This window comes from Pseudoalteromonas sp. '520P1 No. 423' (assembly GCF_001269985.1).
Taxonomy (GTDB): domain Bacteria; phylum Pseudomonadota; class Gammaproteobacteria; order Enterobacterales; family Alteromonadaceae; genus Pseudoalteromonas.
In genome coordinates, this window is sequence record NZ_BBZB01000001.1 from 1,518,116 (window position 1) to 1,532,588 (window position 14,473).

A 14,473-nucleotide genomic window follows, 5' to 3' on the forward strand; every position below is an offset into this window, starting at 1 on the left:
GTTTTGATGGTCATCTTAAACTCATTATAATAATATTTTTATATAAAAATATATTTAACAATAAGTTAAAAGGGATTGATATGAGTAGCCAGTATGAAGCGGTTATAAAGAACACAAAAAAAATAGAAACTTTACTTCAGCTCAAGCTATCCGCACAAGGGCGCGGCTTACATCAAAAAGTATCTAATGTGGAGACGTTGCTACCTCCTTCTATGGTGCGTGACGTAAGAAAGATAGCAACCCTTAGAAATAAACTAATCCATGAAGATGCTTTCTCTATTCCTAATTTATCGGGGTTTGTACAGGACTGTACTAAAGTTATAGGCTATCTTGAAAATTTAGATGTAAATGCTCAAGAAAATAACTCAAATAAAAGTTCTTTGATTAGTCTTAGTAAGTTTGTGTTTATAGTGGGAACATCTATAATTGTTGCTATTAATACACATCCTCATTATCTAATGGGAACGGCTGGTATACTGTGGGTTTTGACCGCTATTATCTCATGGCTGTTAAGCCCTAAAACAACCTCTCATGACCAAACTGAACTTGAAGAAAAATATGCTACTTTTCACCCAAGTCATAGTGACTTGAGTAATGATAATGAAAACAATCAAAACGGTAGTTCTACACAAACAGGTATTAATGAAGAACAAACCTTAATAAACCCCGCAACTGGCTTACCAATGCTTAATGGAAGTGCAGTCGATACAGCTGGGAATCCATTTGGAGTAGATTATTCTGATATGGCAGAGGCTCAGTTAGATTATGATAACCTAGATACCAATAATATTGATTTTGACTCATCTTTTGATAATGATATTAGCTCAACTGATTTTGACTCCGACATAACTACAAATGATTCATTCAACTAAACAACAGCTAAATTATCAGGTGATAGATAAAAACACTCAAGGCGCTATTATCAGCGCCTTGAGTGTTTCTTAAGTCTTTCATTTTTATGTGAGACCACCTATGTACATGGTGTGATTTAAATGGCATACCGCGCTTTTAATCAGTGTAGTGCTGAGGTTTGCAGACCCAGCTTGAGTAGGCCATCACTATGTGATGGGACGCAGCTTGCAATAGCCGCAGGTTTGTTTCCAGTACAATGTTAATTAGTTTCAAGATAGGGAAATTTTGCAGGTTAATAAAAAACGAGCCAATTAAGGCTCGTTGTGGATGCAATGTTAATCGCTATGTTCAACAAAACTATGGAGTGACTTCTCCCATTGGCTTTTAGCTGATTTAGAAAAAAAAGCTTCTTGATTCAATAAGAAGACTTCTTTGAAAGCAGCTTCTAAAACGTGTTCTTTACAATAACCTTCAATATGCTTATGGAAAACGTGCATCACAATATCAATGTGTGCAACGTCGATATATTGTTGCTGAAGTGGTGTAGGTAAAAGAGCTTGAAGTTGCTTGCTAATCGAAAAGCCATTAATGCCAAAGTCTCCAAGGTGCAGGTATACCCCTTGTTTCGACTCAGCATCGAACGTCAACACTACACGTGCGTTATCTGCCCACATGGAGCGAGATTGGCGCGAGTATGTTTTATAAAACTCAATTGTTGTACTCATTATTGTTACTCATATTAATTGACCTATAAGTAACTAGGTGCGGTGTTAGGTAATAGTCTTGATTTCCTTCTTTTACCTCCAGTTATATCAGCGAAGTCTACTGAAAGGTTAAATCAGTGTACACCATACGGATCTCAACCAGCACTCCATGCCTCCATGATTTGATAAAAGCTGGGTGCGCAGGCCAACTCGTATCACGCGGGTGATTACGGTAGAGCAATTATCTGACACTAATCCAAATTAAAAATTTTAGATTATGCATACTTTTAAAGTTTACCACTACCAGCTATCAAACGAACTCAAAACGCTTAGGTGTTTAATGTTAATTTGATGTTAAGGCTATGTTTATGTTAACCTTTGCGCTCGATAATTATTGAATAGGAGGTTCTAACAAGGTATACCTCCGTACGCATAAAAGAGGTAGTATGTTTAAAAAGGTTTTACTAGCTGGAGCTATTATAGGTTTACTTAATGGTTGTGGTATAACTCCAACAGCAGATGGATATGTTGATGCAATAATAAATCAAGATGTTGAAGTTTTAAAAATATATGAAGACAAATCCTTTCGAAAGATAGCTGTCAACCACAAAGAATCCCAGCCTATAAATATTCAATATACCAAACATCCTCTTCATACTGCTATTCTTCTCAACAAACCTCAAGTAGTGGAGTTTCTGTTAAGTAATAAGCATGACATCAATAAATATGGTAGTGATGGTAAAACACCTCTAGGTCTAGCTGTTAGTCTAGAGAAGGAATTAATAGTTCAGTTACTTTTAGATAATGGCGCGAACGTCAATGTTGCGGATAAAAAAGGACTAATCCCTTTTATTTATTTAACGGATTTAGCTAAGGTCAATAAGAAATACGCAGGTAAGCTAATCAATAATAAAACTGACCTTAACAAAAAATATAAAGGAAAAACGATAATTGAACACGTTAAAGTAAGTGAAGATATTATTACTAAAGTTAAGCTGACAGAGCTGATTTTAGCTCAGTCCTTTATGATTTCTTCTGCCAGAAATAAAATGATGAAGTCGTTAGGTAGCAAATCGACTGAAGCTTTAAAAGAATTTATTAGAGACGGATATGATGTAGACTTTTTTGATAAAAATTATTACTCACCTTTAATGGAAGCTGTTAAGAATAGTAATATCAAAGCTGTTACTTTGCTTTTAAATGAAGGAGCAAACCCTAATTTAAGGGACTCAAAATATGGAGAAACGGCAGTATTTGAAGCTTTAAAGTTAAAGTCCACTGATATTTTGGATGAGTTAATAAAGCATAATGTAGATATTAATATAGCAAAGAGTAGCAGTTGGACACCACTTTTAAGTGCTGTCTCAAGTAATAAGGTATCAATGGTAAAGGCTTTGATAAAAGCGGGAGCTGATGTCAATAAGGCGCACAGTAATGGCTGGACGCCATTACATTGGACAGTAAACAGTCAAAAAAATCAAAAACACGATGGTAGTGAATTAGCTCAATTGCTGATTAAAGCTGGCGCAAACTTGAATCAGAAAAACAGCTCTGGCGATACGCCTTTAAACTTAGCAGTATTGAACAACCGTTTAAATGAATTCAAGGTGCTGTTAAGTGCAAACGCTAATACAAATATTGCAGACAATGATGATTGGACACCACTTTTAAGTGCTGTCTCAAGTAATAAGGTATCAATGGTAAAGGCTTTGATAAAAGCGGGAGCTGATGTCAATAAGGCGAACAGTAATGGCTGGGCGCCGTTGCACAGGACGGTAAACAGTCAAAAAAATCAAAAACACGATGGTAGTGAATTAGCTCAGTTGCTGATTAAAGCTGGCGCAAACTTGAATCAGAAAACCAGCTCTGGCGATACGCCTTTAAACTTAGCAGTATCGAACAACCGTTTAAATGAATTCAATGTGTTGTTAAGTGCAAAAGCTAATACAAATATCGCAGACAATGATGATTGGACACCACTTTTAAGTGCTGTCTCAAGTAATAAGGTATCAATGGTAAAGGCTTTGATAAAAGCGGGAGCTGATGTCAATAAGGCGAACAGTAATGGCTGGGCGCCGTTGCACAGGACGGTAAACAGTCAAAAAAATCAAAAACACGATGGTAGTGAATTAGCTCAGTTGCTGATTAAAGCTGGCGCAAACTTGAATCAGAAAACCAGCTCTGGCGATACGCCTTTAAACTTAGCAGTATCGAACAACCGTTTAAATGAATTCAAGGTGCTGTTAAGTGCAAAAGCTAATACAAATATCGCAGACAATGATGATTGGACACCACTTTTAAGTGCTGTCTCAAGTAATAAGGTATCAATGGTAAAGGCTTTGATAAAAGCGGGAGCTGATGTCAATAAGGCGGGTCGCGATGGCTGGGCGCCATTACATTGGACAGTAAACAGTCAAAAAAATCAAAAGCATGATGGCAGAAAATTGGCTCAATTACTGATTAAGGCTGGCGCAAACTTGAATCAGAAAACCAGCTCTGGCAGTACACCTCTAAGGTTAGCTGTATCGAATAACCGTTTAAATGAATTCAATGTGTTGTTAAGTGCTAAAGCGAATACAAATCTTGCAGACAATGATGATTGGACACCACTTTTAAGTGCTGTCTCAAGTAATAAGGTATCAATGGTAAAGGCTTTGATAAAAGCGGGAGCTGATGTCAATAAGGCGAACAGTAATGGCTGGGCGCCGTTGCACAGGACGGTAAACAGTCAAAAAAATCAAAAACACGATGGTAGTGAATTAGCTCAGTTGCTGATTAAAGCTGGTGCGAATCTGAATCAGAAAATCAATGATGGTTTTTCTCCGTTAATGCTTGCTGGTTACTTTGGCAGATTAAATGAAGCTAAAGTGCTTATCGCAAGTGGTGCGGATATATCTGCTGTAAATTGGAAGCAAAAACAAAGGAGTGCCTTAGATTATGCTATACAAGAAAGCAATTACAACTTAGCAGATATGATTAGGAATAATGATGGGTTCAGTGGTTTAGAGCAGGCAAAGTATCCTGCTAAACCAGCTCCAAGAAATGGTTACACTACCTGTAATACTAGTTGTACTAATGGCGACTGTTACCGCACCTATGCAGATGGTAGAAAAGTTAGATTTCAAGCCCAACAAAAATACAATTCATTTTCAGGTCAGTGGGAATGGGATTCAGGTACTTGTCAATAAGCTTAATCCTCTCCCTCTTGCTTAGATAAGAGTGGAGTGACTTAATCACAACAGCTTTGAGGATACCTTTAAATATTTATAATATTTTATACTGTCTTTTGGATCTTTGTTGGATCATAGCCAAGCGGGAATATACCCCGTAATACCCTGTGAAAATATAAGATTGCTTGTATATTAAGGTATCTGAAGGTGGAGTGAACTTTCAAGTCCCCCCATCCGCACCAAATAATGAAAAAGCCGGTTTATAACTAAACCGGCTTTTTTGTGCCTGATAGAAAAAGACGATTATTCACTTATGTTAAGCTTTAATTCCTTGGGAAACTCGCATCTTGAAATGGCTTGGGTATAATGCACTTAATGAGTTATAAATTTTCTAGAGTCAAAAATGACACAGTCAAGCATTGATAAAATAAAAGCGAGCATCGCAACAGTTCCTAATTACCCAAAGCCAGACATCATGTTTCGTGATGTAACAACTTTAATGGCTGATCCTGACGCTTTTAAAGCGGTAATTGATTTATTTTCCGATAATTATAAAGACAAAGGTTTTACTAAAATCATCGGTACTGAAGCGAGAGGCTTTATTTTTGGTGCGCCTTTATCTTACGCTTTAGGTATTCCATTTGTGCCAGTTCGTAAACCAGGTAAATTACCAAGAGCCGTTACAAGTCAAGCATACCAATTAGAATATGGTGAAGATGTATTAGAATTACATACTGACGCTATTGTAGCAGGCGATAAAGTATTATTAGTTGACGATCTATTAGCAACGGGCGGCACTATCGAAGCGACGTACAAATTAGTTGAGCGATTAGGTGGCAAAGCAACTGATGCTGCATTTGTTGTTTCATTACCAGAACTAGGTGGTGAAGATAAAATGAAAGACTTAGGGATAAATATATTAAAGTTAGTGGAATTTGAAGGCGAATAGTCAGTTTCGATAAGTGATCTTAAGGGTTAATAATAAATGAGCTATCAGGTTCTTGCACGTAAATGGCGACCACAAAACTTTCACCAGTTAGTTGGTCAAAATCATGTTAAACAAGCTTTAATTAATGGTCTTGAACAACAGAGATTGCATCATGCATATCTATTTACTGGTACACGTGGTGTAGGTAAAACCACGATAGCGCGTATATTTTCAAAAAGCCTTAACTGTGAGCAGGGCATTACGGCAGAGCCCTGCGGTACCTGCTCAACTTGTTTAGATATCGAAGAAGGTAGATATATAGATCTATTAGAAATCGATGCGGCATCAAGAACTAAAGTTGAAGATACTAGAGAAATATTAGATAACGTGCAATATGCACCATCTAGAGGACGTTATAAAGTCTACTTGATAGATGAAGTTCATATGTTATCAAAACACAGTTTTAATGCTTTACTTAAAATTTTAGAAGAGCCACCAGAGCATGTTAAGTTTTTACTCGCGACAACCGATCCTCAAAAGCTGCCTGTTACAATTTTATCTCGTTGTTTACAGTTTAATCTCAGTGCACTGTCTCAAGATGAAATCCAACAACAATTAGATACAATATTAAATAAAGAACAACTTAGCTTTGATGTTGAAGCGCTTAAGTTACTAGCAAAAGCTGCCGATGGCAGTATGCGTGATGCTTTAAGTTTAACCGATCAAGCAATAGCACAAACTAATGGTCAGTTAAAAACACCTGATATAATGACTATGTTAGGGCTAATGGACATCAGTTGGTCACAAAAGTTATTTGTTGCCATAGTGTGTAATGATGGTGAAGCTTTATTAGATGTCGTTTCGCAACTTTCAATGCAAAACCCAAGTTATACTAGGGTACTTGATGATTTGTTGGCATTAACACATTTAATTTTAATGACACAATTAGTACCGAGTGCAGCCAATTTAGATGATAAGAACGAAGCGTTTATCTCTCAAGTTGCCAGCCAAAGTAGTGCGGAACAAATTCAAGTTTATTATCAGTTATTACTCAATGGTAAAAAAGATTTATTATGGGCACCAGAAGCAAAACTTGGTTTTGAGATGGTTCTGCTCAGATTGCTAGCATTTGAGCCGAGTGCCCATGTACAGTCTGCACCCGTGAATCAAAATACTGCAACTGCTCAAACTGATAAAACCAGTAAAATGGCAAATTTGCGTCAACTATTAGATCAACCTAAATCTAATGCTCCGAGCAAAACAAATTCTGAGCCTGAAAAACAAGTGACGACAGAGGCTGTCGCTGAAATTATTGAACAGCAAGCTAGATCAATACCTAAAAATAATATAGCTGAACAGCAAGCAAATATTCAATCAGCGGATACTGTCACTGAAGCTGATATTAATGCACAAATGCAAGATGTATTAGACAATGCACAGCAATTGATACCTAGCGCATCAGATACTGGCAATGCTGTAGAACAACATAGTGATAATCAATCATCTGAAGCAATGGAACAAGCTCAAGCCTTTGAGTCAACGCATTATCAAAGTGAACAAACGGATCAAGCGTCCTCAGTTCCGCACAATCCAGATATTCAACGTAGTGACCTAGCCGAAACTGGCATACAATTGCCTAATGTTGAACAAGAAGAGCCTGTTAATGTAGCTAAAATGATGTCGGGTGCACAATCTGCTATCGCACGTATTTTAGCAAATAGGAATATATCAGGTACAGGTCAGTTATCGTCGCCTAGTAAAGTAGCCGCAGAACAAGTTGCTACAAAAAATGAAACACCCGTAAAAAAGACTGAGCTCCAAAGGGGCGAAGTAGCAGAGATAAAAAAACCAGAGATTAGGCCCACACAGCCTCGAAAAAAACAACAAATACATGAAAGAATAAAGTCTGATCCTGCAAACTTAGCTCCTGAACTGTTATTTCAAATATCAGGTGATACTGGACCGGTTGAAGAAGAAATTGAGCAAGTAATAGAAATACCAGAAGGCTTTGTTAGTCCTTTGAGTGATACTAAATTTGCTTATCAAAAAGATCACTGGGCAGATATTATTAATCAGATGGCCTTGGGTGGGCGTATTCGTCAATTTGCTTTACACTCAATATATCAAAAGCAAGATAATCAGGTTTTTTTAAATGTAGATTTAACGCAACAGCATCTTGATAGTCAGATGTTACGAGAACAACTGCAAACAAGTTTATCTCAAGTATTAAATGAAGTGATTGACTTACAAGTGCAGTTTGAAGGTACAGTTGAAAATTCACCTTACCTAATACAGCAAAAGATAGATTCCGACAGATTGCAGCATGCAACTGAAGTATTAAAGCAAGATCCTGTTATAACACAGTTTGTATCTCGCTTTGATGCTCAAATGGATGAATCAAGTGTACAAACAAGATAAAATGTAGGTATTTAAACTTGTAATCAGTAAAAGAAATCCTTATCTTTTGCTCAGTTTAAATTTAGTCAAATGTAATTAGAGAGTAGAGAATATGTTTAAAGGCGGAATGGGCAACATGATGAAGCAAGCGCAGCAAATGCAAGAGCGCATGCAAAAAGCCCAAGAAGAAATTGCAAAAATGGAAGTTGTTGGTGAAGCTGGCGCAGGTCTAGTTAAAGTTACTATGCTAGGTAACCATAATGTTCGTCGTGTAGAAATCGATGAAAGCCTTATGGAAGATGATAAAGACATGATTGAAGATTTACTAGCAGCAGCAACTAATGACGCAGTGCGTCGTGTTGCACAAGAAAGTGAATCAAGAATGGCTAAAGTAACAGGTGGCATGCAAATGCCACCAGGTATGAAAATGCCGTTTTAATTGATTCTATAATCAATAAAGAATCTAAAAACTCTTGCCAATGAAAATTGCCAAGAGTTTTTAATAACCAACTCTAAAAGTATGTAAGCGAAACTCAATGAAACTATCTGCAAGTCTTTCTCAATTAATCGACGCATTAAGATGTCTGCCAGGCATTGGACCAAAATCGGCGCAAAGAATTGCATTTCACTTATTAGAGCGAGATAGGCATGGCGGCAGTCAGTTAGGGCAATCCTTAACAAATGCGATGGAAAAAATAGGGCATTGCAAATCGTGTCGTACTTTTTGTGAAGAAGAAGTATGTGATTTATGTCAAAACGTAAAACGAATCGACTCGGGTTTGTTATGTGTTGTTGAGTCACCATCAGATATTCTTGCAATAGAACAAACTGGACAGTATTTAGGTCGTTATTTTGTATTGATGGGGCATTTATCGCCGTTAGATGGTATAGGGCCAAAAGAAATTGGCTTAGATCAATTAGAAACAGTTTTACTTTCAAGTGAAGTGAATGAAGTTATTTTAGCCACAAACCCAACAATTGAAGGCGAAACAACAGCGCACTTTATCGCTGAACTTTGTTTAAAGCATCAAGTTAAAGCATCTCGTATCGCCCATGGTGTACCTGTCGGTGGTGAGCTTGATTTAGTGGATGGTATGACACTCTCACATGCTTTTAACGGTAGAAAAATAGTTTAGTATTTTAGCCTTAAAAAGTCCTAAAAATATGGATCGACTTAATAAGCTTGTTACTTCGGCTAATCGGTTGTAGTGACTGAGCTTGAGTAATATTGGCTTCCATTCACTTTATCTCAAAAAATAAGCTATTCAAAGGTTGCTAAATTAGCTGCGGGAAATTATAATCCCTGCCATCATAAAGCGGTGCTGGACATATAATTAAATTTATTTGTTCATTGAGCAATTTAAACTTAGTTTAAGCTACCGCAACCAAGCCATTATCGGTTTATACTGATAATGATGGTTATGGCGCATTCTGGTAATGCGCATTTTGCGTTTTAGTGCTTTTATATTTGGCATTAAAGTTAATACGCAAGCCCTGCAGGGCACACATTTTTTTTGTTTCAGGTGTGCGCCCCTTAGATAGGGGCGTTGTTGTTTCTGAAGCAAAATAAATGTCAGTTTTATTAAATAAGTGAAAACAATTATTTAATGTAATTGGTTATATGTGGGTATTGAGCCCTTTTTTGTCTGTATGGAGGATTTTTGTGACTAAGCTAGAGCAAGATTTAACAGCTATGTTAGAACCTGCCGTTGAAGCATTAGGTTTTGAGTTACTAGGCCTAGAGTTTGTTCGAGCTGGCCAGCATTCTACTTTGCGTGTATATATTGAAAATTTACAAAATGCTGAGGGAATTACGGTTGATAATTGTGCTGACACGAGTCGTCAAATTAGCGCAATTTTAGATGTCGAAGATCCAATAACAAATGAATACAATTTGGAAGTCTCTTCTCCTGGTATAGATCGTCCTTTGTTCAAGCTAGAACATTATAAAAAAGCACAGGGTGAAGAAATTCGATTAAGAACAAAACTTCCTCAAGATGGTCGCCGTAATTTTAAGGGCGATTTGGTATCAGTAGAAGGTGATATGTTGACTTTATCTATAGATGGTTCAGATTTTATGATCATGCTAGGTAACGTCGAAAAAGCAAACATTATTGCTAAATTTTAAACTGCTAAATTTTTATTAAGCATAAAGGAATTAAGGCAGCGAGGCATATAAAATGGCAAAAGAGATATTATTGGTAGCAGAAGCTGTTTCCAATGAAAAAGCAGTTCCAAAAGAGAAGATTTTTGAAGCTTTAGAAATCGCTTTAGCAACTGCTACAAAGAAAAAGCACGAAGGTGATATTGATGTAAGAGTATGTATTGACCGTAAAACAGGTGAATACGATACTTTCCGTCGTTGGATGGTTGCAGAAAATAACCCAGAAACAGGTTGTTTAGAAAACCCATTCAAAGAAATCACAGTTGAAGCGGCTCAATATGAAGAGCCTGAAATCAAACTTGGTGAATTTATTGAAGATCAAATTGACTCAATTAAATTTGACCGTGTTACAACGCAAACAGCTAAGCAAGTAATCGTACAAAAAGTACGTGAAGCTGAACGTGCTTTAGTGGTTGAAGCATATCAAGATCAAGTTGGCGAAATGGTGACAGGTGTTGTCAAAAAAGCAACGCGCGAAGCTGTAATGTTAGACTTAGGTAATAACGCTGAAGCTGTTATATACCGTGATGATATGTTACCACGTGAAAACTTCCGCCCAGGCGATCGTGTACGTGGTTTACTTTACGATGTAAAACCAGAAGCTCGTGGCGCACAGTTATTTGTAACACGTTCAAAGCCTGAAATGCTGATTGAATTATTCCGCATTGAGGTGCCAGAAGTTGGCGAAGAAACAATCGACATTAAAGCTGGGGCACGTGATCCTGGTTCTCGTGCAAAAATCGCTGTTAAATCTAACGATAAACGTATTGACCCTGTTGGTGCGTGTGTTGGTATGCGTGGTGCACGTGTTCAAGCTGTATCTACAGAGCTTGGTGGTGAGCGTATTGATATCGTTTTATACGATGATAACCCAGCGCAATTTGTTATTAATGCAATGGCGCCTGCAGAAGTTGCTTCAATCGTAATGGATGAAGATACGCATTCTATGGATATCGCAGTTGAAGCTGATAACTTAGCACAAGCTATCGGTCGTAACGGTCAGAACATTCGTTTAGCAACACAACTTACGGGTTGGGAACTAAATGTAATGACTGTTGATGATATGGCTGAAAAGAATCAAGCTGAATCAGATAAATTAATGTCATTATTTACTGAAAACTTAGATTTAGACGAAGATTTTGCCACTTTACTAATCGAAGAAGGTTTCTCTTCATTAGAAGAAGTTGCATACATCCCAGTTGCAGAATTTATGGAAATTGGTGATTTAGACGAAGAAACAGTTGAAGAACTGCGTAATCGTGCAAAAGCAGCAATTACTACAAAAGCATTAGCATCAGAAGAAACATTAGAAGATGCGCATCCAGCTGAAGATTTATTAGCCCTTGAAGGCTTAGAAAAGCATTTAGCGTTTGTTATGGCAAGTAAAGGTGTAATTACTTTAGAAGACTTGGCAGAACAAGGTATTGATGAATTAGTAGAGATTACGGAGCTTCCTGATGAAGAAGCTGGCAAGCTAATAATGGCTGCTCGTAATATATGCTGGTTCGCTAACGAATAATTTATTGACGGAGATAACAAGTAGATGGCAGATGTAAGCGTAAAAAAGCTGGCCAGTGATATAGGCACAACTGTTGATAAATTAGTTAAACAGTTAGCACAAGCAGGTATTAATAAAGCAGAAACTGATAATGTATCAGATGCTGAAAAATCAACCTTGCTAGATCATTTAAGCAAGCAGCATGGTGGTAAAGGTACTACTGAACCAGCTAAAATGACTTTACAACGTAAAAGTAAAAGTACTTTAAACGTTAAAGGTAAAAAATCAGTTCAAGTTGAAGTTCGTAAAAAACGTACATACGCTAAGAAAAGCGCAGTTCAAGAACAACAGCAAGAGCAAGCTAAAAAAGATGCCGAAGCATTGCAAAAACGTTTAGCTGAACGTGCTGTTGAAAAAGAAGCTGCAATTAAAGCTGAAGAAAATGCAGAACTAATCGCTAAGCAAAAAGCAAACCCAGAAGCAGCTGCAAAATTAAAGCATGAAGCTGAAGTTAAAGCTAAGCAAGAAGCGAAAGAAAAAGCATTAGCTGCACGTAAAGCTGCTGCTCAACCTAAAAAGGTTGTAAGTAAAGAAGAAGCACAACGTATTGCTAAAGAACGTCAAGAAGCACAGCGTATTCAAAACATTGCTGATGAAACAGCTCGTAAAAAAGCTGAAGCAGAAGCATTAAAGTTAACTGAAGAAGCACGTAAGTTAGCTGAAGAAAATGAAGCGCGTTGGAAAGCTGAAGAAGCAGCACGTAAAAAAGCTGAAGCAAATGCTGATTTACACGTCACGACTTCAACTGTAGCACGTGCTGCTGAAGATGAAACTGAAGCTAAAGAAGCGAAAAGTGATCGTCGTCGTAAGAAGAAAAAACCAGCTGCAGCTCAAACTACTTTACGTGGTAAAGGTCGCGGTAAAAACAAACTTAAAGCACCAACTTCATTACAGCATGGTTTTACAAAACCAACTGGTGAAGTTAAATCAAAAGATGTTCGCATCAGCGAGACTATCAGCGTAGCTGATTTAGCTGACAGAATGTCAGTTAAAGGTGTAGAAGTTGTTAAAGCAATGATGAAAATGGGTGATATGGTTACAATTAACCAAATCATCGACCAAGAAACTGCACAACTTGTTGCAGAAGAAATGGGTTATAAAGTTGTTTTAGTTAAAGAAAATGAATTAGAAACTAATGTTCTTGCTGACCGTGGTGAAGCGGGTACTAAAGAATCTCGTGCACCAGTAGTTACTGTAATGGGTCACGTAGATCACGGTAAAACTTCTACACTTGATTACATTCGTAAAGCTAAAGTAGCTGACGGTGAAGCGGGCGGTATTACACAGCATATCGGTGCATACCACGTAGATACTGAGAATGGTATGATTACTTTCTTAGATACTCCTGGTCACGCGGCATTTACATCAATGCGTGCGCGTGGTGCTAAAGCGACTGATATAGTTGTATTAGTAGTTGCAGCAGATGATGGTGTTATGCCACAAACAATTGAAGCTGTTCAACATGCTAAAGCTGCAGAGGTACCACTTATTATTGCAGTAAACAAAATCGATAAAGAAGGCGCAGATCCAGATCGCGTTAAGAATGAGCTTTCTCAACATGATGTTATACCTGAAGAGTGGGGTGGTGATGTACCATTCGTACATATTTCAGCTAAAACTGGTGAGAATGTTGATGCTTTATTAGAGCAAATCTTATTACAATCTGAAGTACTAGAGCTTACAGCTTCTAAAGCAGGCATGGCTGCTGGTGTTGTTATTGAATCTCGTCTAGATAAAGGCCGTGGTCCAGTTGCATCTATCCTTATTCAAGAAGGTACTTTGAATAAAGGCGATATCGTTTTATGTGGTCAAGAATATGGCCGTGTAAGAGCAATGCGTGATGAAAACGGTAAAGACATTTCATCGGCGGGTCCAGCAATTCCAGTTGAAATCTTAGGTTTATCAGGTATTCCAGCGGCAGGTGATGAAGCGACAGTTGTTAAAGATGAGAAGAAAGCACGTGAAGTAGCACTTTACCGTCAAGGTAAATTCCGTGATGTTAAACTTGCTCGTCAGCAAAAAGCGAAACTTGAGAACATGTTCTCAAATATGACTGCTGGTGATGTTTCTGAAGTTAACGTTGTACTTAAAGCTGATGTACAAGGTTCAATTGAAGCAATTTCTGATTCACTATTAAGACTATCTACTGATGAAGTTAAAGTTAAAATCGTTGGTACTGGTGTTGGTGGAATCACTGAAACTGATGCAACACTCGCTGCAGCTTCAAATGCAATCGTTGTTGGTTTCAACGTACGTGCCGATGCATCAGCACGTAAAGTAATTGAAACTGAAAACCTAGATTTACGTTACTACAGCGTTATCTATGCATTGATTGAAGAAGTTAAGCAAGCAATGTCTGGTATGTTAGCACCAGAATTCAAGCAAGAGATCATTGGTCTTGCTGAAGTACGTGATGTATTCAAATCACCTAAGATTGGTGCAATCGCAGGTTGTATGGTTACAGAAGGTACAATTAAACGTAGTAACCCAATTCGTGTTCTACGTGATAATGTTGTTATCTACGAAGGTGAACTAGAGTCACTTCGTCGCTTTAAAGATGACGTTCAAGAAGTTCGTAACGGTATGGAATGTGGTATCGGTGTTAAGAACTACAATGACGTTAAAGTTGGCGATCAGATTGAAGTATTTGAAATTGTTGAAGTTCAACGTTCACTATAATTTTTAGTAATTTCAAAATGA

At 37.6% G+C, this 14,473-nt stretch carries 10 protein-coding genes; 9 read left to right on the forward strand and 1 reads right to left on the reverse strand.

The window, feature by feature from the left end:
- The first annotated feature begins 80 nt into the window (after nt 1-80).
- Nucleotides 81-872 (forward strand): hypothetical protein, encoded by a 792-nt coding sequence (locus tag PSA_RS06960; protein WP_052380162.1) that lies wholly within the window; start codon nt 81-83, stop codon nt 870-872.
- A gap of 315 nt (nt 873-1,187) precedes the next feature.
- Here PSA_RS06960 and PSA_RS06965 read toward each other — a convergent pair whose 3' ends face one another.
- On the reverse strand, nt 1,188-1,577 hold the full coding sequence (locus tag PSA_RS06965) for a hypothetical protein (RefSeq protein WP_042149654.1): 390 nt from the start codon (nt 1,575-1,577) through the stop codon (nt 1,188-1,190).
- Between the two features lie 425 nt (nt 1,578-2,002).
- On the opposite strand from PSA_RS06965, the gene PSA_RS06970 reads away from it, so the two are divergent.
- The 8 genes from PSA_RS06970 (at nt 2,003) to infB (ending at nt 14,452) form a co-directional block, all read left to right on the forward strand.
- Nucleotides 2,003-4,744: an ankyrin repeat domain-containing protein gene (locus tag PSA_RS06970; RefSeq protein WP_059364816.1), complete on the forward strand. Its 2,742-nt coding sequence runs from the start codon at nt 2,003-2,005 to the stop codon at nt 4,742-4,744.
- A 385-nt stretch (nt 4,745-5,129) separates the two neighbouring features.
- The gene (apt, locus tag PSA_RS06975; RefSeq protein ID WP_042146106.1) at nt 5,130-5,675 is read left to right on the forward strand and encodes an adenine phosphoribosyltransferase; all 546 of its coding nucleotides are present in this window, start codon (nt 5,130-5,132) and stop codon (nt 5,673-5,675) included.
- A 36-nt stretch (nt 5,676-5,711) separates the two neighbouring features.
- Nucleotides 5,712-8,072, forward strand: a complete 2,361-nt coding sequence (gene dnaX, locus PSA_RS06980; protein WP_042146104.1) for a DNA polymerase III subunit gamma/tau — start codon at nt 5,712-5,714, stop codon at nt 8,070-8,072.
- A gap of 91 nt (nt 8,073-8,163) precedes the next feature.
- Entirely contained in the window at nt 8,164-8,490 is a 327-nt protein-coding gene (locus PSA_RS06985) for a YbaB/EbfC family nucleoid-associated protein (RefSeq protein WP_042146102.1), read from the forward strand.
- 97 nt (nt 8,491-8,587) lie between these two features.
- Nucleotides 8,588-9,187, forward strand: a complete 600-nt coding sequence (gene recR, locus PSA_RS06990; protein WP_042146100.1) for a recombination mediator RecR — start codon at nt 8,588-8,590, stop codon at nt 9,185-9,187.
- A gap of 527 nt (nt 9,188-9,714) precedes the next feature.
- Nucleotides 9,715-10,179, forward strand: a complete 465-nt coding sequence (gene rimP / locus PSA_RS06995; protein WP_042146098.1) for a ribosome maturation factor RimP — start codon at nt 9,715-9,717, stop codon at nt 10,177-10,179.
- A 52-nt stretch (nt 10,180-10,231) separates the two neighbouring features.
- On the forward strand, nt 10,232-11,734 hold the full coding sequence (gene nusA / locus PSA_RS07000) for a transcription termination factor NusA (protein ID WP_042146096.1): 1,503 nt from the start codon (nt 10,232-10,234) through the stop codon (nt 11,732-11,734).
- Between the two features lie 24 nt (nt 11,735-11,758).
- Nucleotides 11,759-14,452: a translation initiation factor IF-2 gene (gene infB, locus PSA_RS07005; RefSeq protein ID WP_059364819.1), complete on the forward strand. Its 2,694-nt coding sequence runs from the start codon at nt 11,759-11,761 to the stop codon at nt 14,450-14,452.
- Nucleotides 14,453-14,473: the final 21 nt, after the last annotated feature.

Bases quoted from the DNA above. Each gene is read 5' to 3' on its own strand.
- PSA_RS06985 (WP_042146102.1), top strand. From the start codon at position 8,164: ATGTTTAAAGGCGGAATGGGCAACATGATGAAGCAAGCGCAGCAAATG.
- dnaX (WP_042146104.1), top strand. From the start codon at position 5,712: ATGAGCTATCAGGTTCTTGCACGTAAATGGCGACCACAAAACTTTCAC.
- PSA_RS06970 (WP_059364816.1), top strand. From the start codon at position 2,003: ATGTTTAAAAAGGTTTTACTAGCTGGAGCTATTATAGGTTTACTTAAT.
- nusA (WP_042146096.1), top strand. From the start codon at position 10,232: ATGGCAAAAGAGATATTATTGGTAGCAGAAGCTGTTTCCAATGAAAAA.
- infB (WP_059364819.1), top strand. From the start codon at position 11,759: ATGGCAGATGTAAGCGTAAAAAAGCTGGCCAGTGATATAGGCACAACT.
- apt (WP_042146106.1), top strand. From the start codon at position 5,130: ATGACACAGTCAAGCATTGATAAAATAAAAGCGAGCATCGCAACAGTT.
- PSA_RS06960 (WP_052380162.1), top strand. From the start codon at position 81: ATGAGTAGCCAGTATGAAGCGGTTATAAAGAACACAAAAAAAATAGAA.
- recR (WP_042146100.1), top strand. From the start codon at position 8,588: ATGAAACTATCTGCAAGTCTTTCTCAATTAATCGACGCATTAAGATGT.
- PSA_RS06965 (WP_042149654.1), bottom strand. From the start codon at position 1,577: ATGAGTACAACAATTGAGTTTTATAAAACATACTCGCGCCAATCTCGC.